This window comes from Actinomyces timonensis DSM 23838 (assembly GCF_000295095.1).
GTDB classification, from domain to species: domain Bacteria; phylum Actinomycetota; class Actinomycetes; order Actinomycetales; family Actinomycetaceae; genus Actinomyces; species Actinomyces timonensis.
In genome coordinates this window covers 1113696-1136239 of the sequence record NZ_JH806632.1, presented here as the reverse complement: position 1 = coordinate 1136239, position 22544 = coordinate 1113696, and the positions used below count along the sequence as shown (strand labels likewise).

The following is a 22544-nucleotide window of genomic DNA, read 5'->3' as shown; positions in this document are numbered from 1 at the left end:
GTCTCAAGGGCCTATAGCTCAGTTGGTTAGAGCGCATCCCTGATAAGGATGAGGTCGCTGGTTCGAGTCCAGCTAGGCCCACGGCACCGCAGCGACGGCGAGGAGGCTCCACATGAGGAACCGGACAGCCCTGACCGCTGCGGTTTTCTCGTGCATGGGCGCGCTCGCGTACGCGACCTGGCTCAGGTACGAGGCCGCCCGCAAGGAGCAGGCCGCCTGGGCCGAGGTCACAGACCCGGTCGAGGAGATCTGAGCCTCGCGCCTCCCAGGGGCCATGGCGCAATTGGTAGCGCACCTGCTTTGCAAGCAGGGGGTTACGGGTTCGAGTCCCGTTGGCTCCACTCCCGACCACCACCCGCGATGGCGCGGGCATCACCCGCGACACCCTGCGCAAGATCGAGACAGGAGACCCGGGTGTCAGCTTCCGCAGTGTCAGTCAGGTCCTGCGGGCATTAGGGATCCTCGATGCCGTCGTCGACGCCGTCGATTCCCTCAACAGCGATGTCGGCCGCCTGCGGGCGGACCGCCTGAGGAAGAGGCGCGCGCGATGACCAATACGCCCGACGGCGCCGCGCCATTCAGACGGGCCTGGGAAGCGGGCGGCCGGCCACCGTCTCGACTAACTCGAAGGCCTCCTCGAGGCTCATCTCCACCCCGAGGTAGGTGAGGCGGTACAGGACGGTGCCGATCATCATGTCGACGCTGAGAGCAGCCTCGGGCCCCTCCCACTGCCCCGCCTCAATCGCGCGGGCGACGGCGTCGATCGCCCCATCCCGCAAGGGCGCGATGACCCTCGCCCGATAGGACGCGGCCGCCTCGGGCCGCGACAGCAGCTCATGCGCGATCTGGATGATGACCGCCCCGAAGGGCGGCGTCGCCAGCACCGTGTGCGCGCGCTGGATATGCGCGACCAGATCGGCCAAGGGGTCCCCCGTGGCGGGAAGGCTCCGCGGCCCGAGCGCCGCGTCCACAGCGTCCACCGCGAGGTCCACGAGGGTCCCCCACCGCCGGTAGATCGTCGATTTGGGGACGCCGGCGGCTGTGGCCAGGGCATCGGCCCGCAGGGCGCCCAGCCCCCCTGAGGCCATGAGGCGCGCGGCCGCGGTGAGGATCCGCGCGTCGATCTCAGGATCACGCGGTCGCCCGCCGCCCCGCGGTGCGCTCGACTCTGCGCTCGACTCCATGGTGACCATCCCCATCCCTCTCGGACCGCCGTGGCGGCATCGGAGCGGATTCTTCCAAATGCGCCCAAACAGCGCTATCCTAGTTACGCAACAGGTAGTCGCGAAATAGGAGGAAGGAACCATGGACCGCGTCGACCTGGCCACCGCAGGCCTCTTCTTCTCATGGGCAGCCCACGACCTCGAGGAGTACGTGACGATGCCCTCCGCCTCGCGCGAGCTGGCCGAGCGGATCGACTGGTTCCCCGAGGAGCTGCGCCGCAATGGCGTCTCCCGCGAGCACGTCCAGGTGGCGATGGGCATCATGGCGGCGCTCTTCGCCGTCGGCTCTATCCGAGGGCAGCGCAGCCGCGGCCGATCCTGGCTCTACCAGGCGCTGCTCCAGGGTTACGGGCTCCACACCTTCAGCCACCTCGGCTCAGCGCTGCTGGCCCGTGGCTACACCAGTGGCTGCGCGACCGCCCTGCCCATCGTCCTTCCGTCCTGGCTCTGGGCCCGGCGCGTCCTGCGCGAGGAGGGCGTGGCGGTGCGCCCCAGCTGGTGGGTCATCCCGGCCTTCCCCGTCGTCGCCGGCGCCGCCCACGGCGCTGCCTATCTCGCAACGAGGGGCCGGCGCGGCGAGACGGCCGCCTCCTGAGCCCGGGTCTGACCACAGATCGAGCACAGTTAGAGCGCGCCCGAATCACAATCCGCCTCGGCTGCCCACAGGCTGCGAAGAAGCGCGGGCATGAGCCTTGTGGAGGCCTGTGGATAAATGAAGGGTTGCAATTCCGGGCTTTCCCCACTTGGGGATAGGCCTGTGGAAAACTACAGCGCTGTTCTTCCACATGGTTGTCCCCAGGTGTGGATGAACAACAACGGTGTGATTCGCTGTCGCCTGGAGGCCCCTCAGACGCTTGCCAGGCGCAGGGCCACGAGGCCAACGAGGAGCAGCGCGACGGCGCCGGTGCCAGCGGCCGAGAGGGCGCCCCGCCGTTCGCGCGGCGCCCAGGCGTAGATCGCCGCGACGATCCCGCCAGTGACGAGCCCGCCCAGGTGGCCCTGCCAGGAGATCCCCGCCGCGGTGAAAGAGAAGACGAGATTGAGCACGAGGATCCCCACGATGCTCGTGGTGTCGCGGCCGAAGCGCCGCTGGATGACGAACAGGGCGGCGAACAGCCCGAAGACCGCCCCGGAGGCGCCCACGGTCGCGGTGTACCAGTCCAGTGAGTCCGGCGAGGACAACCAGTACACCGCCGTCGAGCCTCCCAGGGCGCCCAGCGCCATGAGCGCGCTGTAGCGCCAGCGGCCCAGAAGGGGCTCGAGTGCCTCGCCCAGCACCCACAGGGCCCACATGTTGAAGGCCAGGTGCATGATCGACCCGTGCAGGAGCGCGCTGGTCAGCAGTCGCCACGGCTCAGCGCCCACGAAGGCGGGCACGAGAGCCAGGTCCCGGACCACGTCCAGCCCCATCCCAGTCGCCGCGGGGAGCTTCTGGGCGATGAAGACGACGACGCATACGGCGATGAGTGCCTTGGTGATGAGCGTGGAGCCGCCGGTGAGGCGGCCGCCGAGCACCGTCGTCGGGGCCCGGCGGCCGGAGCTCGCTCGAGTGGCGCAGTCGACGCAGTGCACGCCGACGGCGCTGGGCACCTGGCAGGCGGGGCACACCGGCCGGCCGCAGCGCTGGCAGCGCACGTAGGCCACCCGATCAGGGTGGCGCGGGCAGACCGGCGCCTCTGCCTCAGGGGCGCCTGGGCCGCCCGTCGTCGTCACTGGACGACGCTCACTGAGGTGATGGTGATGTCCTGCAGCGGACGGTCGGTGCTGTCCGTCGGCGTCGCCGAGATCGCGTCCACCACGGCCTTCGACTCGTCGTCGGCGACGGCGCCGAAGATCGTGTGCTTGCCGTGCAGCCACGTCGTGGGGGCCGTGGTGATAAAGAACTGCGAGCCGTTGGTGCCCTTGCCCATGTGGCGCCCGGCGTTGGCCATGGCCAGGACGTACGGGGCGTCGAAGGTGAGGTTCGGGTCGATCTCATCGTCGAAGGTGTAGCCGGGGCCGCCGCGGCCGGTGCCGAGCGGGTCCCCGCCCTGGATCATGAAGTTCGGGATAACCCGGTGAAAGACGACATTGTCGTACAGGGGGGCGTTGGAGCTCTCACCAGTGCGCGGATCCGTCCAGGTTCGAGACCCGGTGGCGAGCCCGACGAAGTTCTCAACGGTCACGGGCGCCTGCTCCGGGAAGAGCGTCAGACGAATATCTCCGAGGGTGGTGTGAAGAATCGCTTCCATGGACTCATCGTCCCATGGGCGGGCCATCGAGTGCCGGTGCGCCCGAGGGTTGCGGGGTGTGTTCACCCCAGGCAAAACGCCGTCATCAAGAGTCCCCGCCCGGGCGTGAAGAGTGCCACCATGGGTCCCAGTTCGCCTCACGCCGCCCTGGCACCCCGCGACACCACCATCTGAATGCCCCCAGGAGGAGAGCGCCATGCCTTGCAAGACCGCCGACAAGAGGATCGACTCGGACCACCTCCGCCAGGAGGCCGCCAACCTCGCCGACGCCATCGCCGAGAGGGCCGAGCGCGCCGCCGAGTGGGCCGCCCCGCACGTCGCCCGCGCCGGGGAGAACATCTCCCGCGCCGCCAAGGAGGCGCAGACGCGTTTCGAGCCCGCCTACAGCGAGGCCCGCGCCCGCGTCGTCGACGACTACCTGCCGCGCGCCCAGCGCGCCGCCGAGGCCGCCCGCGCCGCGATCGCCGAGGCCCCCGCGCCCGTCGTCGCCCCCAAGAAGCGCTGCTGCCGCCGTGGCCTCAAGCTCCTCGCCTGGACGACCGTTGTCACCGCCGCCGCTGGCGCCGCCTACGTCGCCTGGCGCCGCAGCCAGCCCGTCGAGGACCCGTGGGCCGAGGAGTACTGGGCCGACTCCGCCGAGGAGGGCGCTGAGGCCGCCGAGGCCTGAGCCCCACCGGGCGCGGATCGCGCCTGTGCCCGCGTCATGACATGTCGCGACGACGGCGCCCCTGCCTTGAGAGGTCGGGGCGCCGTCGTCGATCGTGGTGTGAGCGCCGGCCGGGCGTCGAGCACGGCAGGGGCGCGGGGCCTACTTCCAGCGCAGCAGGCCGAGGAAGCCGACCATCATGATGATGAAGCCGACGTAGAGATTCCCGTTGGACAGCCAGTCCGCGGCGTGGTGGTCCAGGAAGTACGGCAGCGGGTACATCCCCTTGAACAGGTAGGTCACCACGACCCACAGGAGCCCGATGACCATGAGCGCGACCATCGCCGGGGCGTACCAGCCGGGACTTCCGGTGCGCCCGACCTTCTGGGGAACGCGGGAGACACGGTTGGCCGCAGCGCGCGACTCCTCCTCGGCCGCCTTCGCCTTGGCCGGGTTGCCCGAGCGCTTGGCGCTGCGCTTCGCCTCATCATCAGACTTCTTGAGCTTGTTCAGCAGGGCCACGCGGGCCTCCTCCTAGCATGGCGAGCCTGGGGAAGGGCTCGTGTGCGGGCACAGAAACGCTCTTAGCCTAGGGCATGGGTGGCGCGAGGCGAGAGATGGGAGTGTGATCACGCCTGCCCCTACAAGCAGGGACGACGTCCTAGACTGGCGGTTGAGCGGAGGGCAGGCTATCAGTCCCGCCACATCCCTGAGGAAAGTCCTGCAGAAGACGGAGTGCGGATGACCAGCATGAGGCATGGCGGCGCGGCCGGGCGCAAGAAGCGCTCGGCGCTCGACATCATGATCACCGGTGTCGGCGAGATCCTCATCACCGTGGGTCTCGTCATCGCCCTCTTCCTCACCTGGCAGTTGTGGTGGACCAGCCTGGACGCCCAGGAGGAGGCCGCCGCCACGCGCGACGCCTTCCAGAGCCAGCAGGTCGACTCCCCCAAGACCGAGGGCATCAAGCACTACGACAACCCCCCGGTGCCCGACGCCGTCGGCAACGGGGAGACCATCGGCATGCTCATCGTGCCCAAGTGGTACGGCAAGACGAACAACAACATGCCGATCCTGGAGGGCACGTCAGCGGACATCCTCGACTCCGCCGTCGCCGGCCACTACCCGTCCACTCAGCAGGTGGGCGACGTCGGGAACTTCGCGATGGCCGGGCACCGGCGCACCTCCGGCAACTCCTTCCGGCGCATCGACCTGCTCGAGAGCGGGGATGAGGTCGTCGTGGCCACCAAGGACACCTGGTACGTCTACACGGTCACCGAGCACGAGATCGTGGACCCGAGCACCGTCGACGTCATCGCGCCCGTCCCGCACCACCCGGAGGTCGCGGCCACCGACCGCATGCTCACCCTGACCACCTGCCACTCGCTGACGGTGGGCGAGTGGGGCAACGACCACCGGTGGATCACCTACGCTAAGTTCTCCTACTGGATGCCCCGATCCGAGGGCCGCCCGGCCTCGGTCCTCAACGACCCGGAGGTCAACTGATGTACGGATGGATCTGGCGGCACCTGCCCGGACCTGTGTGGCTGCGCCTCATCGAGGCGCTTATCCTCGCCGTGCTCGTGGTCCTCGGACTCTTCGAGTTCGTCTTCCCCTGGGCCAACGAGACCTTCCACCTCTCCGGCGAGGCCACCGTCTGACCGAGACCGGTCGATATCAGGAGCGAGACTGTGATGTGTCAGGACATCTGAGACACCGATTGTGTCTCAGATGTCCTGGAGCGGTCTGGTCGGGGGCTGGGGCGGCGGCGTCCGGCGCCGCCCGCGCCGCCGCCTGGATCCTCCACTGCCGGCGACGTTCTGCACCGCCGGTTGCGTCTAGCACTGTGGGTTGCGCCTGGCACCTTCGGGTGCGGTGAGAACGCAGCCGAAGGTGCTTACCGCAACCACTGGTGCTGGAGGCACCCGACCTGCGGCCACCACACGGCGAAGGCGCACCCGGGACGCCGCGGCCGCGCCGTCGCCGTCTCGCCCTTGCGCCCTGGCCCCGCACAAGCCGTCTCGGCCCGGCGCTGCGCCCTCATCCTCGCAGTTCGAGGGCGCAAGAGCGGGCCGAGACCGTTTCTCGGGGCCGAGACGGCGTCTGTGGGCCACCGGCGCGCCCACCGCCCCGGACCGGCCCCGGCCCAGCCCCGACAGGCCCGGTTACTCCATCAACCGCCCCCGCACCACCACGGCACTGTCTCAGATGTAGATCGGCAAACCTGTCTCAGCTGTCCTGACACATCACAATCAGCATCGAAACCGGGCCTGTTTCCACAGGCGCGCCTCATGGCGGCCTCACGCCGTCGTCCTTGTGGACGGCGAACCGGTTTCGTTTCTATTTTCGACCGGTCTCGGTGAGAAGAGAGAGCGGGGGCGCGGGGTCAGTGGGCGCCGTCGCCGCCGTTCTCGCCTCCGTTGCGCGGCTGCTGTGAGGGCGCGGGCGACTGAGTCGACTTGCCGCCCGGGGTCGCGGTCGCGGTGGGGGCGGCCTGGTAGTCGAACTTCTTGTAGTCGATGGTGACCTGGGAACCGGCCTCCACCGAGCTGCCCGGGGCGGGCGAGGTCCCCGTGACCTCGCTGGAGTCCTTCTTGGCCTGGTCAGAGGTCTTCTCCGTCGTCGGGCTGTTGACGTTGTAGGTCAGGCCCGCGTCCTGGAGGGCCGACTGCGCCTGCTCCAGCGTCATGCCCTTGACGTCGGGGACGGTGACCCGGCCGGTGGACAGCACGAGCGAGACGGTGGTGCCGCGCTGGACGGAGGTCTGCGCCACCGGATCGGTGCGGATGACCTTGTCCTTGGCGACATCCGAGGAGTCCTCAGACGTCGAGGTGCCGACCTTGAGGCCCGCCTTCTCCAGGGCCTCGCGCGCCTCCTCCTGGGTCTTCCCGGAGACGTCGGGGACGTCCACCATGGCCGTGCCCAGCGAGTACTGGACCGTCACCGTGGATCCCGGCGCAGCGCCCGTTCCCACGGCGGGGTCGGTCGAGACCGCGCGGCCCGAGGGGATCGTGTCGGAGGCGACGTCGTCACCCTTGGCGTAGACGAGGCCTGCGGACTCGATCGCGGCCTTGGCCTCCTGCTCGGACTTGCCCGTGACATCCGGGACGGCGACGCTCGTCGGTGTCGGCGATGCGGTCGGCTTGGGATCGGCGCCGCCCAGGACACCGCTGCTGATCGCCCACGCGCCGAGCACGACAGCGATGATGAGCGCCGCGATGAGCAGCCACAGGCCGAGGCGGCTCTTCGACTCGTGCTCGTCGTTCTTCTCGGTCGGCATGACCAGGGGCTGCTGCGCGGCGGGCGGCGGCGGCGCCGGGGTCTCGGCGCGAGAGGGGCTGAAGGTGTCGGTCTGCTGCGGGAGCGCCGTCGTCGGCGCGGCGGCCCAGGCGGAGGCGGCCGGGGCGGCGACGGCGCTGCCCCGCTGCGCGGCGAGGAGATCGGTGCGCATGTGGGCCGCGTCCTCGTAGCGGTCATCACGGCGCTTGGCCAGCGCCTTGAGGACCACGCGGTCGATCGGCTCGGGAATATCGGCGGCGATCGACGACGGCGGCTTGGGGATCTCCCGCACGTGCTGGTAGGCGATGGCCACGGCCGAGTCGCCCGTGAACGGTGGCTGCCCGGTGAGGAGCTCGTAGAGGAGGCAGCCGGTGGAGTAGAGGTCCGAGCGGGTGTCGACGACCTCCCCGCGGGCCTGCTCCGGGGACAGGTACTGGGCGGTCCCCACGACGGCGTGCTGCTGGGTCACGGTGGCCGCCGAGTCCTCGATGGCCCGGGCGATGCCGAAGTCCATGACCTTCACGGCGCCGGTGGAGGTGATCATGATGTTCCCGGGCTTGATGTCCCGGTGGACGATGCCGGCGCGGTGGGAGTACTCCAGCGCGTCGAGCACGCCCGTGACGATCTCGACGGCCTCGGGGATCGGCACGGCCTCGCCGTCGCCCAGGAGCTCGCGGACGGTGTGCCCCTCCACGTACTCCATGACGATGTAGGGGACGGAGCGGCTGGACCCGTCGGGCTGGACGAGGGCCTCCTCGCCGGAGTCGTAGACGGCGACGATCGAGGGGTGGTTGAGCGCGGCGGCCGACTGGGCCTCGCGCTGGAAGCGGGTCTGGAACGTGGAGTCGCTGGCCAGGTCCGAGCGCAGGAGCTTGATCGCGATGACGCGGTTGAGGCGCCGGTCGTAGCCGAGGTGCACCTCCGCCATGCCGCCACGGCCGATGAGGTCACGGATCTCGTAGCGTCCGGCGAGGATCGGGGGGAACGTGTCGGTCACGATGCCTCCTTGACTGAGGTGACGGGCACTGGGGCGGGGAAGCCGGAGGCCTGCACGATCGGCGCTGAGCCTGCCTTGCTCAGGGCTCCGGCAGTAGTGGGTGGTTGAGGGGTGGCGCCCGTCGTGCCCGGATGCGCTGAGGCTAGGGTACTCATGACGGCGACGACGGCGGCAATGAGGATGAGCACTGCGCCGGCGAGCATGAGCAGGGTCGAGACGGGCAGGCTGGTCAGGAGCGGCAGGCCGAGGCGCCCGCGCCCCGAACTGCGGCGGGGCCGCCGGGCGTCGCGGGGATGGTGGGACACCGGCAGGGCCCTCGTGCGCGCGCCGTGCGCGGCCCGGCGGGCGGAGTGGATCTCGGGCCGGCGCTCGGGCCACCGCTCCGGCGCGCTCTGGACGATCGCCGCTGCCCACTGCGCGGCGCTCGCCGAGGCGCGCGGGCGCTCGGCCGCCTTCGCGGCCTTGGAGGAGGCCTGCGCGGCACCCGCCTGATCGCCGTCGGCGCTGGCCTGGGAGGAGGTGGAGGCCTGGGAGTCCTGCCCGACCCCGGCAGTGTCCTTCCCGGTGCCGCTTCCCGCGGCGATCGCGCTACTCGCCGTGGCGGTGGGGGCCTGGTCCTGGGTGCGGCCCGTGGACGCCCAGGCGAGGCTCTCCTCGGGATCCCAGTGCTCCTCCGGCAGGTGGATGACGATCCGGTCGAGGCGCCGGGCGAGCTCGCGGGCCGAGGCGGGCCGATCGGCGGGCTTCTTGGCCAGGAGCTCCATGACGACCTGGCGGACCTCGGGGGGAACGCTCTTGGGCATCGCCGGGACGGCCTCGTTGACATGCGCGAAGGCGATATCGACCTGGGTGGAGCCGGTGAAGGGACGGCGGCCCACGAGGGCCTCGTAGGCGATGATCCCCAGGGCGTAGAGATCGCCGGAGGGCTGGGCGGCGTTGCCCATCGCCTGCTCGGGCGCCAGGTACTGGGCGGTTCCCATGACCATGCCGGTGGCGGTCATCGGCCGCTGGTGGGGTCCGGTGGAGATGCCGAAGTCGGTGAGCTTGGCCAGGCCCTCCCGGTTGATGAGGATGTTCGAGGGCTTGACGTCGCGGTGGACGACGCCGGAGTCGTGGACCACCTGGAGGGCGCGGGCCACCTGCGCGAGGATCGGCAGGATCTCCGCGGGCGCCATCGTGCCCTTCTCCTCCAGGATGTCGGACAGGGCGCGGCCCTGCACGAGCTCCATGATGATCCAGCCCGAGCCCTTGCGCTCCCCGGAGTCGAGGACGACGGCGAGGTTCGGGTGGCGCAGCCCCCGGGAGTTGGCGGCCTCCGCCCTCAGGCGGGACAGGAAGATCTCATCCCCGGTGAGCTCGGGGCGCAGGATCTTGGCGGCGACGATACGGCCGGAGTTGAGGTCGGTGGCGCGCCAGACCTCCCCCATGCCGCCCAGGGCGATGCGCTCCAGGAGCTGGTAGCGGCCCTGGAGCTCGAGGCCCACCTGTGGGATCACTGGTTCACCGCCGCGTCGATGACGGCGGCCGCGATCGGCCCCGCCTCCGAGCCACCGGTGGCGGTGGGCGAGGTCTGCTGGCCGCCGTCGATCACCACGGCCAGGGCGATGGAGGGCTTGTTGATGTCCGTGCCGGCGAAGCCCACGAACCACGTGACCGGGCCTCCCTCGTCGGAGCCCGTCTCCGCGGTGCCGGTCTTGCCGGCCACCTGCACGCCGGCGACCTGCGCGGTGGTGCCGGTGCCGGAGGAGACGGCCTCCTGCATGAGGCCTGTGAGGGTCTCAGCGGTCTTGGCGTCGATCGGGGTGCGGGCGACCTCGGGACTCGTCGTGGACACGACGGATAGATCGGCGTCGAGGGTGCGCGCCACGAGGTACGGCTTCATCTGCTTGCCGTCGTTGGCGACCGTGGCGGCCACCTGGGCCATCTGGAGGGGGGTGACGCGCACCGACTGCTGGCCGATCCCCGCCATGGCGGTCTCCGCGGCCGACGAGTTGGCCGGGTAGGTGGAGGCGGTCACCGGCAGGGAGAAGTCGTCCTTCGTGCCGAAGCCCCAGGCCTCGGCCTCCTTGGCCAGGCCGTCGTCGCCCACATCCATCGCGAGCTGGGCGAAGGGCGTGTTGCAGGACTGGGCGAAGGCCGTCGACAGGGTGACGGTGCCGTTGCCGCAGGACTCGCCGCGGTAGTTGAACAGCGAGTGGCTCGTGCCGGGCAGTGTGATGCTGTCAGGGGCGTCGAGGGAGGTGGAGGTGGTCACCTTGCCCGCGCGCAGGGCAGCCGAGGTGGTGAGGATCTTGAAGGTCGAGCCCGGCGGGTAGAGGTCGCCGCCGGTCGCCCGGTTGACCAGGGGCTGGCCGGGATCGGCGGAGTACTGGTCCCAGGCGGCGGAGACGGTGTCGGCGTCGTGGGAGGCCAGGGTGTTGGGGTCGAAGGACGGGGAGGAGACGAGCGCGAGGACCGCACCGGTGGACGGGTCGAGGGCGACGACGGCGCCGCGCCGCCCGCCCAGCGCGTTCGAGGCGGCCTGCTGCGCCTGGGCGTTGATGGTCAGGTCCACCGAGCCCCCCTCCTGGGAGGCGCCGGTGATGAGGGCCTTGACACGCGAGGAGAACAGCGAGGGATCGTCCCCGTTGAGCACCCCGTTCTCGGACTTCTCCATGCCGGTCAGCTCGGAGCGCATCGGCGATGAGTAGCCGGTCACCTGCGCGTAGAGGGGGCCCGAGGAGTAGACGCGCTGGTAGGAGTAGACATCGTCGGAGGCCTGCGAGGAGGCCACGGGCGAGCCCGCCACGAGGATCTGGCCGCGGTGCGCGCCGAAGGCGGCGAAGGCCGCGCGCTGGTTGCGCCAGTCGGTGGTCAGGCTCCCCTCGGAGGATTCGGCCTCCCACACCGCTGGCCGCGCGAAGCCCTGCACGCTGGTGACGGAGACGGCCAGCGCGAGGAACATCATGGTGACGAGCACGGCCACCTGGTGGATCTGACGGTTCATGGCTGGGCTCCCTCCACTCGCGGCGCTGGCTGCGGGGCGGTGCCGGTCGGGGCGCTGCCCTGCTGCTTGTCGACGCCGTCGGGCGGCGTGTCAATGGTGATGTCCGGGTCCTCGTCGAAGGAGCGCCCCGTGCCCGAGGGCGTGCCGGCCGGGCCGTCCGCGCCGTGCATCTCATCGAAGTCGAAGTCGGGGTCGAGGACGAGCTTGCGCAGGCCCGCGGGCAGCTCGGCGGTGTCGATGATGCGCGGCGCCGTCGACGGCGGGCGGCGCGCGGCATCGGACAGGCGCACGAGGAGCGCGAGGATGACCCAGTTCGCCACCAAGGACGATCCACCGTAGGCGAGGAACGGCATCGTCAGCCCCGTCAGCGGGATGAGGCGGGTGACGCCGCCGACGACGACGAAGACCTGCAGCGCGATCGTGAAGGACAGGCCGGTGGCCAGGAGCTTGCCGAAGCCGTCCCGCAGGCTCATGGCGGTGCGCAGGCCGCGCTCGACGAGCACGATGTACAGCACGAGGATCGCCAGGATGCCGGTCAGTCCCAGCTCCTCGCCGATGGAGGAGACGATGAAGTCAGAGTTCGCGAACGGCACGAGCGTGGGGTAGCCCTTGCCCCAGCCCGAGCCGGTCAGGCCGCCCGAGGCCATCCCGAACAGGGCGTCGGGCAGCTGGCGCGAGGAGGTCTCGTAGACGTCCAGGTCCATGGCGTGCAGCCAGTTGTCGATGCGGGCCTGCACGTGGGAGACGTGCGTGGCGGCGAACCAGGCCGCGGGAACGAACAGGCCGGCGCCGATGAGCAGCCAGGAGGGGCGGTCCGTGGCCACGTACAGGGTGACGACGAACAGGCCGAAGAGGAGCAGGGAGGTGCCCAGGTCGCGCTGGGCGACGAGCACCATGATGCTCACGCCCCACACGATGAGCAGCGGCACGAGGTGGCGGGCACGGGGCAGGTTGATCCCCATGACCCGGCGCCCGGCCAGGGCGAGGTTGTCCCGGTTGGCCACGAGGAAGGAGGCGAAGAAGACAGCCAGGAGCACCTTGGTGAGCTCGGCCGGCTGGAAGGACATGGGGCCGAGCCGGATCCAGATCCTCGCGCCGTTGATCTCCACGCCCAGGAACGGGATGAACGGCAGGATGAGGAAGATGAGACCCGCGACCATCGCCGACCAGTCCCACCGCCGCAGGACGCGGTAGTCGGGGATCATGAGCACCGCGCAGAACAGGGCGATCCCGATGCCCGTCCACATGGCCTGGCGCGGTCCGACGTAGTACTGCCAGGCCTCCAGGATCTTGTAGGACATGTCGAGGCGGGAGATCATCGCCAGGCCGATGCCGTTGAGGGCGATCGCCGTGGGCAGGATGATGGGGTCCGCCCAGGGGGCCTTCCAACGCACCCACAGGTGCACGACGATGCCGATGAGCACGAGCGCGCCGCCGAGCTGGACGGCCTGGGCCGGAGAGGTGCCGGTGCGGTTGAGAGCGGTGAGGACGAAGCCGCTCAGGCCGATGACGACGGCGACGACGATGAGCACGGCCTCCGCCCAGCGCCCCGTGGTGCGGTGCGCGCCCAGGGGGCTGGCGGGGGAGGCGCTCATCGGCTGGCTCTGGGGCCCTCGGGATCGGAAGCGCACGTGATCACCCCTGAGCGGTCGCGGCTGGCGTCGATAGTGCGGTTGGCGTGGCGCTGGGGGTGGGGGCGGCGGTGCCGCTCGGAGTCGGGGTGGGGGTCGGCGGGAGGATGGTCGCGGCGGTCACCGTCTGGGCGACGTAGGCGCGGGCCTCGTCGATCGAGCCCTTGGCCACCGTGGCAGCGAGCCGGGAGCGCATCTCCGCGGTGAGGGTGTCCACCGGCGGGTTGTCGTAGGTCTCGACGACGTGGCTGAGGTGGAGGGGGCCCACCGACTGCGGGATCCCCTGGTAGATGACGACCTGCTCCTCGCCGTTCGCAGAGGCAGTGGTGACGTAGTACTGCCGTTGGGTCCACATGTACCCCAGGCCGAGTGCGGCGGCCAGGGCGATGAGCAGGATGAGGGCGGCGACGAGGGAGCGGCGGCCGCGGCGGCGCTGCGTCTCGGCGCGCTCGGCCTGCTTGGCGGCCTCCTCGGCGACGAGCTCGCGCTCGGAGCGGCTCGCCTCCTTGCCAGTGTCCGGATCGAGGCCCGCCACGAGGGCGGCCGCCTTGGCGGCCGGGGTATCGGCGGAGCCGGTAGCGGGACTCGCCGCGCTCTCGGCGCCCGCGTCCTCCTCGCCGTCGTCGCCCGGCCCGGGGTCCGCCGGGGTCCCCGCGCTCTTGGCGCGGGCGGCGGCGGCCAGGGCCCGCCGGTTGGCGGCCGAGCCGACCACCTGCGTGTCCGACTGGGGGGACTCGTCGTTGTCGACGATATCGACGATGACGACGGAGACGTTGTCTGGGCCGCCGGCGCGCAGAGCGAGGTCGATGAGCTGGTCGGCGGCCATCTCCGGCTCGGGGATCGAGGTGAGGACCTCGCCGATCGTCTCGGCGGTGACCGGGCCGCACAGGCCATCGGAGCACAGGAGCCAGCGGTCCCCGGGGACCGCCTCGCGGATCGACTCGTCGAGCTGGACGTCGCCCTCGGCGTCGCCCAGGACGCGCAGGAGGACGGAGCGCTGGGGGTGGCGGCGCGCCTGCTCGCGGGTGAGGCGGCCGGACTCCACGAGGTACTCGACGAAGGTGTGGTCGGTGGTCACCTGGGTGAACTCGCCGTCGCGCAGGAGGTAGGCGCGCGAGTCGCCGACGTGGACCATGGCGAGCTTGTTGCCGGAGCGCATGAGCCCGACGCAGGTGGTGCCCAGGCCCGCGAGCTCGGGGTCGGAGGCGGAGCGCTCGATGAGCTCGGCGTGGGCGTCCTGAACGGCCGAGCGCAGGAGGCTCAGGAGCTCGCCGGCCTGGTGGGAGTCGGCGTCGAGGGGCGCCAGGTGCTCGATGGCGACGGCGGAGGCGATGTCGCCGCCGGCCGGGCCGCCCATGCCGTCGCACAGAACGCACAGGTGGGGGCCCGCGTAGGCGGAGTCCTGATTGGACTGCCTCACGAGCCCGATATCGCTCCGGGCGGCGTAGCGCAGGGAGATCGTCATGGGCGCAGCTCCAAGGTGGTCTGACCGATCTTCACGGGAGCGCCGATCGGCAGCTCGACGGCCCCGTGCACCGGGCGCCCGGCCAGCATGGTGCCGTTCGTGGAGCCCAGGTCCTCCAGCCACCAGGACCCGTCCTTGGGGAAGACGCGGGCGTGGCGGGAGGAGGCGTAGGAGTCATCGAGCACGAGGGTCGATGAGGGCGATCGGCCGATGATGATCGACGAGGGGGACAGGGGAACGGTGGAGCCGGCGAGCGGCCCCTCGGTGATGATGAGGCGGCGGGCGTCGTTGCGCCTGGGCGGCGCCGGAGCGGCCTGCGGGGCGACCGGGCCCTGCCCCCGCTGCGCGCGGGGAGCGGAAGGGAGCGCGCGCCCGGGGCGCCCGATCGGGATATCGGCCATGTCGCGCCGAAGAACGCGGATGACGAGATAGACGAAGAGCCACAGCAGGACGATGAAACCCAGCCGTAGAGCAGTGAAGGCCAGCTGGCTCAAGTGGCCGCTCCTACGGGTGACGGCGCCTGGTTGGCGCTCTGCGACCCGTCCCAGAACATGATCCGGGTGCGGCCGATCGTCAGCGTGTTGCCGTCGAGGAGGGTGGCGGCGTCGACCCGGTGGCCCTCGACGAAGGTGCCGTTGGTCGAGCCGAGGTCGGTGGCGATGGCGTGGCCCTGGGTCAGGCGGATCTCCAGGTGGCGGCGGGAGACGCCGGAGTCGTCGACGATGATGTCCGCCTCGCTGCCGCGGCCGATGACCGTGACCTGCCCGGTGAGCAGGTAGCGCTGGCCGTCGATGTCGAGGATCGGCTGGGCCGGCGACGGCGTGGCGACCGGGGTGGAGGCGCCGCGGCGTGTGGAGGAGTCGACCTCGATGGCCGAGGCCGTGAGCGTGGAGTCGGAGGCGAACACGACCTCGACCGGCCCGACGAAGGAGTAGCCCTGCTCGGCGGCATGGGAGGTGGCGACGTCGATGAGCTGGCGGGCCATCTCCTCCTCACCCCAGGCGCGGACGCGCTCGATGGCGGTGGCGGGGAGCCGGACGCGGAAGTGGTTGGGCACCACGGAGCGATCGCGCGCGAACGAGGCCGCCCGCTTGTCCATCGTCTCGCGGATCTTGGAGGCGATCTCGATCGGCTCGATGTCGTCGCCTAGCCGTGACACGGCACGGTTGGTGACGCTCCCTACGCCCTTCTCGAGCTTGTCCAGGAAACCCATGGACTCAACCTCCCTGTGTGGGGACCATGCCCGGCCGCACAGACCGGGTTCTCTCCGCGCCCATCGTAACCGCTGATCCGGTGCGAGCCGAGTGGGGCGCGTTGCAAGACGGTCGACATTCGCGGGCGGCGCACCCCGTGGAGCGCCCGGGTGACTGGTGTCACTGCCGGTGCGGCGCTCCCAATTGGACTCGGAGGGCGCTGGGCGGCTATCGTCTCTCTCGCTTCTCGCGCGAGTGGCGGAATTGGTAGACGCGCACGGTTCAGGTCCGTGTGATCTAACGATCATGGGGGTTCGAGTCCCCCCTCGCGCACCAGCCCCACGGCGCAGGCCCGGTCCCGATGGACCGGGCCTGCGTTGTTGCACGCGGATGCTGGCGGTCCGGCGGAGTTGCTGAGCCAGCGAGGCTACGGGCGGGTGGCGGCGGGACTGGTGGGGCCGTTGTGCTCTGGTCGAGGAGGCCGGAGCGCGCGGGGGCCGCGCTGGACGGGGGTTCGGTCCTCTGGACGCGGTCTTGCGCGTCTGTACGGGGGGTGCGACCCCGGTCTGAGGGCCGAACCCCCGGTCAGAGGGTCAAACCCCCGTACAGGGGGCACTAACCCCGCAGCCTGACCGCAAGGTTGAGGTCACGCCATCCACGGGCGGGGCGTGATGGGGAAGCTCCCCGGCTCCGTGCTCGCCGGTAGATGCCGGAGAGTCCGCGCAAGGAGGGCTTCCGGCGCCCGCAGGTCGGCGGAGCCCGCTCGCAGCAGCTTGATCCCGATGTCCTCGGCGCGCTCGGATCGTCGTTTCTCGTTCAGCACGGCCTCCGGGTGGGCGTACTTGCCCTGGCCGTCGTACTCCCACCCGAGCCGGACCCACGGCCAGCCCAGGTCCGCGTAGTAGTGCCGGCCGCCCGCGACGAAGTGCATCTGCACCACGGGCACTGGAGTCCCCATGCGCAGCAGCTCGAAGCGCAGTCGGCTCTCGGGAGGAGATTCCACGAGCGGATTGAGGAGTGGGAGCATCCGCAGGGCCCGCCGGCGTCGTCTCCGTCCTCCTGCGCGCCTGATGATGGGCTCGACCTCGGCCAGCACCCGTGCTGCGGCATGCTCACTCCGCTCCCGATGGAAGCGATCGGCCTGCGCCGCGATGCGCAGGAGGGAGTCGCACACCACCAGCGCGCTCTGGCCAGGCAGGTCGAGGAGGCAGTCGGCGATGGTGCGGGGAATCGTCGTGACGGGGATGCCGAGCGCCATCGTCTTCTCATTCGGCGGAAGAGCGAGGCGATGGCGGCGATGGTAGACCTCGTGGCACGGTCCGGCGCGGCCCTGGCGCGCGCGGCGCCTTGGGTCGCCGTAGTCGAGACAGGGCAGGGGCGCTGACGTCCGGCTCGCCTTCGCCCCGCAGATCGTGTGGATATCCGGCTCGGCCTGGTCGGTGTCCGCGCCGTGGAGGAGAGCCGCGGACTCATGCGAGAAGGCCTCGACTGACGGGCATGTCCGATGGATCGCGATGATCCGGGCGAGCGTGGCCTCACGCATCTGGCCCCACGGGTCAAGCCCGGGTTTGGGCAGGAAACGAACACCGCGAAGAATGGGCACCGACTCGGGCGGGGGCTCTGAGGAGAGGTCGGCCGCGCGCAGCACGGTGGGGGCGATGGGAAGGGTTGGCGCGTGGGAGTCGCTGATGCTCATGGGGCGAGGATGACGTCCCGCGCAGTGCCGCGGTACCGGGCCTGTGAGTCCGGCGACGTCGAATGGCGTGACCGCGCTTGTGGTTCCCGAGGGCGCCGGTGAGGTGCGCGCCGGCGCGCGCGTGGGCCCGGCTCAGGGGCGGCGTCGGCGCTCGACGACGCGGGAGACCATGAGGCCGGCGACCGCCCCGCACCAGGAGCCGACGGCGTTCTGGGCGACGTTCGCCAGGCTCGGCCTGCGCGCGAGGGCGGGGATGAGGGCCTGGGCGAGCTCCGCGCCAGCGCCGATGAGGCAGCCCAGCAGCGCCCACCTCCACCAGGCCACGCGGGGCCAGGCGAGGGTGAGGATCGCCGTCAGCGGTGCCAGCATGATGAGGTTGAGGACGATGTCCTTGCCCACCTCCCCCAGGAAGAACGGGCCGAGGAAGCTCTTGGTGGAGGCGATATCACCGCCCGAGGGCCACAGCACCGCCATGAGGACGGCGCTTCCGTAGAGAACCGCCAGGGCCCTCGCCGTCCTCCTCCGGGGGCCGGGGCGGTGGGCGTATCCGGGCGTGGTGAGCCGGTCCGGCCCGCCGCGGGGACCGCGGGGGACGTCCTCCACGAGGTCGGCCTCGCCGTCGGGAGCGGTGGCGGCCACGCCGTCGACGCGCTCAGCGGCACCCGGATCATCGGTGCTGAGCGTTCCGAGGCGGGAAGAGGACGAGGTCATGGGAGTGGCCACGATCTCCAGCGTAAGTGCTGGCGGCGCGGGTATCGAGACCACAGCGGCTCGAAATGGTCACGAGACCGGTCGGCTAGCAGCAGCCGGTCTCCACGCTCCGCTCGGCGAGCTCGCGCCGCGCCCGCCAGTACTCCCGCTCGCTCATCGGCTCGTGGTCCGGATGCTCGCGCCGATGACGGGCGACGTAGCGGTCATACCCGGACTCACCGGTGAAGTCCCGCCACATGGCGCGCGCCTGCCGCAGGCCATCGCGCAGACCGTCGGGGAGCCCCATCAGGGCGCGAGTCATCCGAACCACCTCCTTTGCTCCGTCGGCCCGGCCTCAGTGGGCGCCGTGCGGCGCCTGGCCGGGGATGAGAGCCGGGTCTCCCACGGCCTCGTACTCCTTGACGAGCTTCTTCTGCAGCGGCGAGGCCACCATCGTGCTCGGCGCGTAGAAGTTGGACTCCTGGTACGGGTCCTCGGAGTTCGAGGTGTCGTGCGTCCGGATCGTCTTGATGACCCGCAGGAGCGCCATGACCATCACGAAGGCCACCATGACCACGAAGATGACGGACAGGGTGCCCTGGATCATCGTGTTGCGCACGATCGCCCGCTGGACATCGATCTGCTCGGGATCGGTGAGGGTCGCCAGCTTCGCCTTGGCGTCCCGGTGCTGCTGGAAGTAGCCCACGCGGGAGTCGGTGGAGAAGATCTTCTGCCACGACGCCGTGAAGGTGACCACTGTGTCGAAGACGAGCGGGATGAGCGGGATCCACACGTACTTCGTGTAGCCCTTGCGCACCACCATGACCGTGCACACCAGCAGCGCGACCGCCGCGATGAGCTGGTTGGCGATACCGAAGAGCGGATAGAGCGTCTGAATGCCTCCGCGCGGATCCGTCACGCCCATGAGGAGCAGCGATCCCCAGGCCGCCACGACCACGGCGGTCGTCGCCCAGGCGCCCACGTGCCACGAGGGGTCGCGGAACTTCGGGAAGACGTTGCCCAGCGCGTCGGAGAGCTGGAAGCGGGCCACGCGCGTGACGGCGTCGACGGCGGAGAGGATGAACAGCGCCTCGAACATGATGGCGAAGTGGTACCAGAAGCCCATCATGGCCCGGCCACCGCCGATCTGGTGGAGAATGTGCGACATCCCGACGCTGAGGGTCGGGGCGCCGCCGGTGCGCGAGACGACGCTCGGCTCACCGACGTCGGAGGCGACCTGCTTGAGGGCGTCCGCGCCCTCGTAGGTCTTGGGGTTGCCGGCCTCGTCCCAGGAGTCCCACGTGGGGTCCATGCGGTTGCCGTGGGCGTCGGTGACGTTGAGGTTCTCGACGGCGGCGTCGGCGATCTCGGCGCGCGCGGCGGCCTTGTCGTCGCCGTTGTTGGCCGTGGCCGTGGCGACGACGTCGGGACCGGCGAGCTTGTCCATGGTGGCAGCGGAGGTGTTCATCGAGAAGTAGATGCCCGGGCTCAGCGACACGGCGGCTGCCAGGGCCATGATGGCGACGAAGGACTCCATGAGCATGCCGGCGTAGCCGATCATGCGCGCCTGCGACTCCTTCTGGATCATCTTGGGGCTGGTGCCCGACGAGACCATGGCGTGCATGCCGGATAGCGCGCCGCAGGCGATGGTGATGAACAGGAAGGGGAAGATGCCGCCGGCGAAGACCGGTCCCTCGGTGTTGAGGGCGAACTCGGAGACGGCGGCCATCTCGACGACGGGGCGCACGATGATGATCCCGGCCGCCAGGACCGCGATGGTGCCGACCTTCATGAAGGTGGACAGGTAGTCACGCGGGGTGAGCAGGACCCAGACCGGCAGGACGGCGGCGAGGAAGCCGTAGATGACCATGGCCCACACCAGCGTTGTGCGGTCCAGGTGCAGGAACTCACCGAAGGAGGACTCGGCCACCCAGCGCCCGGCGATGATGACGCCGATGAGGACGGCGAAGCCGACGATCGAGACCTGCGTGATCTTGCCGGGCTGGACGTAGCGCAGCCAGATGCCCATGAAGATGGCGATCGGGATCGTCATGCCGACGCTGAAGACGCCCCAGGGGGACTCGGCAAGGGCGTTGACGCAGACCATCGCGAGGACCGCGAGGACGATCATGAGCATGACGAAGACGACGATCGTGGCGACCGTGCCGCCGATCTTGCCGATCTCATCGGTGGCCATCTGGCCCAGCGACCGCCCGCCGCGGCGCATGGAGAAGAACAGGACGAGCATGTCCTGCACCGCCCCGGCGATGACCACGCCCAGGATGATCCACAGGGTCCCGGGCAGGTAGCCCATCTGCGCCGCGAGCACGGGGCCGACCAGCGGCCCGGCGCCGGCGATGGCGGCGAAGTGGTGGCCGTAGAGGACCACGCGGTGAGTGGGGTCGAAGTCGCGGCCGTTGTTGATGCGCTCGGCCGGGGTGGCGTTGGTGTCATCGGGGCGCATGATCGTGCGCTGGATGAACAGCCCGTAGAAGCGGTAGCCGATGGCGTAGGTGCAGATCGCGGTCACCACGAACCAGATCGTGTTGACCCGCTCCCCGCGGGCCACCGCCAGCATCCACCAGCCCAGCACGCCCAGGGCTGTGATGACCACCCAGGTCGCGATGCGCTTGGGGGTCCAGGTGGTGTCAATCCTGGTGCCGACGGGCACGCCGGCCTTGTTCCTGATGATGAGCCGCTCCTCCTCGGGTGTGTAGGAGGGCAGGTCTTTCTGATCCTGGGAGTTCATAAGTTCCCTTCTCGGCGCTGAGAGAGAGTGTTGGTGTGCGAGGGACGCGAGGCGCGCCTGGGATGACAGCCTCGCAAAGCCTACTCATTGTCGCAGGCTTTGGCCACGTTGAACACACCTGTGTCAGCAAAAAGGCGGCATAGCGGTGCCAAGTGTGGACAGACCGCGCCTGAGGCGCCGGGGCGCGCCGAGGGGCCCGCCGATGCTCTCAGCGGGCCCCCGGGGCTCAGCGCGAACCGGTCTCGCGGTGCTGTTCGCCCGGTTTCGCCGTGCTGTTCGCCCGGTCTCGGCGAGGAGGGAGTGGGGAGGAGCCGGGGGCGCCCGCCGCCGCCCAGACCGCTCCAAGACATCACAGACCGGCAGCGGACCAGTGGAGTGCCAGCGGAGGACGAGCGAGGGACCGCTGGTCGCGGCTCTCACCATCCGCCTCGCCGCGGCGCCCGCCTCCTACTACGATTCTCACGCAACCGCTTCCTCTCGATCCCAGGACGCCGACGTGAGCAACGCGAACAGCCCCAGCCCGACCAGCCCGACCAGCCCGACCCCCTCCTCCGTCCCCGGCGCGGCCTTCGACGACGGCGCCTCGACCGCCGCCGACCCGGACCGCGAGAACCTCACCTGGGAGCTCTTCGGCGTCGCCGAGCGCGAGCTGTCCGCCCAGATCGTCGCCTCTGGCTGGATGCCGGACCTCATCATCGCCATTGCCCGCGGGGGCCTCATCCCCGCCGGCGCGATCGGCTACGCCATCGGGATCAAGGCGATGGGCGCGATGAACGTCGAGTTCTACACCGGGATCGGCGAGACGCTGGAGGAGCCGGTCATCCTGCCCCCGCTCATGGACGCCTCCGAGCTGCCGGGCAAGAAGGTTCTCGTGGTCGACGACGTCGCCGACTCGGGCAAGACCCTCAAGCTCGTCATGGACCTCCTGCGCAGCCAGGGCCTGGAGCTGGGCGATGAGACGGTGCCGGTCGACGCGCGCAGCGCCGTCATCTACCGCAAGCCTCGCTCCATCTTCGCCCCGGACTACTGCTGGAAGGAGACCGACAAGTGGATCAACTTCCCCTGGTCGGTCCAGCCGGTCATCACCCGGGAGTCCCTGGGCTCCCCCTCATGACCCCGCCCCCGCACCACCGCGGCGCTGTCCCAGACGCAGATCGGCAAACCTGTCTCAGATGTCCTGGCGCACCACAGTCCTCCGCTGGTCCTCTGCTGGTCCTGCGGCGGTTCTGGCCTCGTGGGGAGCCCCACTAACGCCCCGCCGCGTGCGATGCTGGTGCTATGAGCGAGTCACGCGCAGCCGCAACCGCACTGGCCGACGCCCAGGAGTCGGAGGTCGCCGGCACCTGGGCGCCCATGGGCTGGGAGCCGGCGGATCCCGGTTTCGGCGATGATCCCTTCGGCTCAGTCCTAGGAGACCCGCTCATGGGCTCCCCGCTCTTCGACGACGGCGATGCCGCAGCCGCCGCTGCCGCTCCCGGCTCCGGGGACCGGCCCGACGCGGCTGACGGAGACCACGACGAGTCGAATCCGGCCGCGCGGGCGCTCGCGGCCCAGCAGGCCCAGCAGGTGGAGGAGCTTCGGGCCGCCGCTCGTCGCTATCTCGACCAGGCGGCCTCCCCGCAGCCGGTCGCCCAGAGCGCGGGTCCCTCGGGCCCGGCTCAGCCAGGGGCACGCGCCCAGGCCATGCCCCAGCGCTCGCAGCCCCCTGCCCGCCGCGGCCTGCCCCCTCAGGGCGTCGCCGCCCCCTACGGGTACGAC

General features: G+C 70.5%; 22 protein-coding genes, 3 tRNA genes and 1 pseudogene. 11 read left to right on the top strand and 15 right to left on the bottom strand.

The window, feature by feature from the left end; genetic code table 11:
• The first annotated feature begins 7 nt into the window (after positions 1 to 7).
• From A1QA_RS0105085 to A1QA_RS15305, 4 genes are all read left to right on the top strand, one after another.
• Positions 8 to 81 (top strand) — tRNA-Ile (locus A1QA_RS0105085).
• A 31-nt stretch (positions 82 to 112) separates the two neighbouring features.
• Entirely contained in the window at positions 113 to 253 is a 141-nt protein-coding gene (locus A1QA_RS16155; RefSeq protein WP_017177838.1) for a hypothetical protein, read from the top strand.
• Positions 254 to 268: 15 nt separating this feature from the next.
• Positions 269 to 341: transfer RNA gene (locus tag A1QA_RS0105075), tRNA-Ala, on the top strand.
• Positions 333 to 551 (top strand): hypothetical protein, encoded by a 219-nt coding sequence (locus A1QA_RS15305; protein WP_026048707.1) that lies wholly within the window; start codon positions 333 to 335, stop codon positions 549 to 551. The genes A1QA_RS0105075 and A1QA_RS15305 overlap by 9 nt, the downstream gene beginning before the upstream one ends.
• Before the next feature lie 27 nt (positions 552 to 578).
• On the opposite strand, the gene A1QA_RS0105065 is transcribed toward A1QA_RS15305, so the two are convergent.
• Positions 579 to 1184: a TetR/AcrR family transcriptional regulator gene (locus tag A1QA_RS0105065; protein ID WP_043508294.1), complete on the bottom strand. Its 606-nt coding sequence runs from the start codon at positions 1182 to 1184 to the stop codon at positions 579 to 581.
• A 121-nt stretch (positions 1185 to 1305) separates the two neighbouring features.
• Here A1QA_RS0105065 and A1QA_RS0105060 point away from each other — a divergent pair, with 121 nt between their 5' ends.
• Positions 1306 to 1818 (top strand): HXXEE domain-containing protein, encoded by a 513-nt coding sequence (locus A1QA_RS0105060; protein ID WP_017177836.1) that lies wholly within the window; start codon positions 1306 to 1308, stop codon positions 1816 to 1818.
• A gap of 251 nt (positions 1819 to 2069) precedes the next feature.
• Here A1QA_RS0105060 and A1QA_RS0105055 read toward each other — a convergent pair whose 3' ends face one another.
• Both A1QA_RS0105055 and A1QA_RS0105050 read right to left on the bottom strand, forming a co-directional pair.
• Positions 2070 to 2867, bottom strand: coding sequence for a rhomboid family intramembrane serine protease (locus A1QA_RS0105055; RefSeq protein WP_017177835.1), 798 nt, complete (start codon positions 2865 to 2867; stop codon positions 2070 to 2072).
• A gap of 65 nt (positions 2868 to 2932) precedes the next feature.
• Positions 2933 to 3454: a peptidylprolyl isomerase gene (locus A1QA_RS0105050; protein ID WP_017177834.1), complete on the bottom strand. Its 522-nt coding sequence runs from the start codon at positions 3452 to 3454 to the stop codon at positions 2933 to 2935.
• A 196-nt stretch (positions 3455 to 3650) separates the two neighbouring features.
• Between A1QA_RS0105050 and A1QA_RS0105045 the strand changes: the two genes are divergently transcribed.
• Entirely contained in the window at positions 3651 to 4121 is a 471-nt protein-coding gene (locus tag A1QA_RS0105045) for a hypothetical protein (RefSeq protein WP_017177833.1), read from the top strand.
• Positions 4122 to 4262: 141 nt separating this feature from the next.
• Here A1QA_RS0105045 and A1QA_RS0105040 read toward each other — a convergent pair whose 3' ends face one another.
• Positions 4263 to 4622 carry a cell division protein CrgA gene (locus A1QA_RS0105040; protein WP_017177832.1) on the bottom strand — a complete coding sequence of 120 codons (360 nt, stop codon included), beginning with the start codon at positions 4620 to 4622 and terminating at the stop codon, positions 4263 to 4265.
• Between the two features lie 228 nt (positions 4623 to 4850).
• Between A1QA_RS0105040 and A1QA_RS0105035 the strand changes: the two genes are divergently transcribed.
• On the top strand, positions 4851 to 5606 hold the full coding sequence (locus A1QA_RS0105035; RefSeq protein ID WP_026048704.1) for a class E sortase: 756 nt from the start codon (positions 4851 to 4853) through the stop codon (positions 5604 to 5606).
• On the top strand, positions 5606 to 5761 hold the full coding sequence (locus tag A1QA_RS16150) for a hypothetical protein (protein ID WP_017177830.1): 156 nt from the start codon (positions 5606 to 5608) through the stop codon (positions 5759 to 5761). The genes A1QA_RS0105035 and A1QA_RS16150 overlap by 1 nt, the downstream gene beginning before the upstream one ends.
• Positions 5762 to 6486: 725 nt before the next feature.
• Here the strand turns inward: A1QA_RS16150 and pknB are convergent.
• The 7 genes from pknB to A1QA_RS0104995 are packed head-to-tail and all read right to left on the bottom strand — an operon-like array spanning position 6487 to position 15671.
• Positions 6487 to 8376, bottom strand: coding sequence for a Stk1 family PASTA domain-containing Ser/Thr kinase (gene pknB, locus A1QA_RS0105025; protein WP_017177829.1), 1890 nt, complete (start codon positions 8374 to 8376; stop codon positions 6487 to 6489).
• Positions 8373 to 9860, bottom strand: coding sequence for a serine/threonine-protein kinase (locus A1QA_RS16470; protein WP_244266063.1), 1488 nt, complete (start codon positions 9858 to 9860; stop codon positions 8373 to 8375). The genes pknB and A1QA_RS16470 overlap by 4 nt, the downstream gene beginning before the upstream one ends.
• An 8-nt stretch (positions 9861 to 9868) precedes the next feature.
• Positions 9869 to 11362: a peptidoglycan D,D-transpeptidase FtsI family protein gene (locus A1QA_RS0105015; RefSeq protein ID WP_017177828.1), complete on the bottom strand. Its 1494-nt coding sequence runs from the start codon at positions 11360 to 11362 to the stop codon at positions 9869 to 9871.
• A complete protein-coding gene (locus A1QA_RS13555) occupies positions 11359 to 12957 on the bottom strand; it encodes an FtsW/RodA/SpoVE family cell cycle protein (RefSeq protein ID WP_017177827.1) in 1599 nt (532 codons plus the stop codon). Before A1QA_RS13555 ends, A1QA_RS0105015 begins: the two co-directional genes overlap by 4 nt.
• A gap of 40 nt (positions 12958 to 12997) precedes the next feature.
• Entirely contained in the window at positions 12998 to 14458 is a 1461-nt protein-coding gene (locus A1QA_RS0105005) for a PP2C family protein-serine/threonine phosphatase (protein WP_017177826.1), read from the bottom strand.
• The gene (locus A1QA_RS0105000) at positions 14455 to 14952 is read right to left on the bottom strand and encodes an FHA domain-containing protein FhaB/FipA (protein ID WP_017177825.1); all 498 of its coding nucleotides are present in this window, start codon (positions 14950 to 14952) and stop codon (positions 14455 to 14457) included. Before A1QA_RS0105000 ends, A1QA_RS0105005 begins: the two co-directional genes overlap by 4 nt.
• A complete protein-coding gene (locus tag A1QA_RS0104995; protein ID WP_017177824.1) occupies positions 14949 to 15671 on the bottom strand; it encodes an FhaA domain-containing protein in 723 nt (240 codons plus the stop codon). Before A1QA_RS0104995 ends, A1QA_RS0105000 begins: the two co-directional genes overlap by 4 nt.
• A 229-nt stretch (positions 15672 to 15900) precedes the next feature.
• Here A1QA_RS0104995 and A1QA_RS0104990 point away from each other — a divergent pair.
• Positions 15901 to 15987: transfer RNA gene (locus A1QA_RS0104990), tRNA-Leu, on the top strand.
• Between the two features lie 310 nt (positions 15988 to 16297).
• On the opposite strand, the gene A1QA_RS14935 is transcribed toward A1QA_RS0104990, so the two are convergent.
• The 4 genes from A1QA_RS14935 to A1QA_RS0104970 all read right to left on the bottom strand — a co-directional run bounded on the left by A1QA_RS14935 (position 16298) and on the right by A1QA_RS0104970 (position 20786).
• Entirely contained in the window at positions 16298 to 17347 is a 1050-nt protein-coding gene (locus A1QA_RS14935; protein WP_017177823.1) for a hypothetical protein, read from the bottom strand.
• A gap of 132 nt (positions 17348 to 17479) precedes the next feature.
• Positions 17480 to 18070: a VanZ family protein gene (locus tag A1QA_RS16465; protein WP_244266062.1), complete on the bottom strand. Its 591-nt coding sequence runs from the start codon at positions 18068 to 18070 to the stop codon at positions 17480 to 17482.
• 73 nt (positions 18071 to 18143) lie between these two features.
• A complete protein-coding gene (locus A1QA_RS0104975) occupies positions 18144 to 18359 on the bottom strand; it encodes a YbdD/YjiX family protein (RefSeq protein WP_017177821.1) in 216 nt (71 codons plus the stop codon).
• A 33-nt stretch (positions 18360 to 18392) separates the two neighbouring features.
• Positions 18393 to 20786 carry a carbon starvation CstA family protein gene (locus tag A1QA_RS0104970; protein WP_017177820.1) on the bottom strand — a complete coding sequence of 798 codons (2394 nt, stop codon included), beginning with the start codon at positions 20784 to 20786 and terminating at the stop codon, positions 18393 to 18395.
• Positions 20787 to 21282: 496 nt separating this feature from the next.
• Between A1QA_RS0104970 and A1QA_RS0104965 the strand changes: the two genes are divergently transcribed.
• Together A1QA_RS0104965 and A1QA_RS16145 are read left to right on the top strand one after the other, a co-directional pair.
• Positions 21283 to 21900 carry a phosphoribosyltransferase gene (locus tag A1QA_RS0104965; protein WP_017177819.1) on the top strand — a complete coding sequence of 206 codons (618 nt, stop codon included), beginning with the start codon at positions 21283 to 21285 and terminating at the stop codon, positions 21898 to 21900.
• A gap of 164 nt (positions 21901 to 22064) precedes the next feature.
• Positions 22065 to 22544, top strand: a pseudogene (locus A1QA_RS16145) (hypothetical protein); the annotation flags it as partial.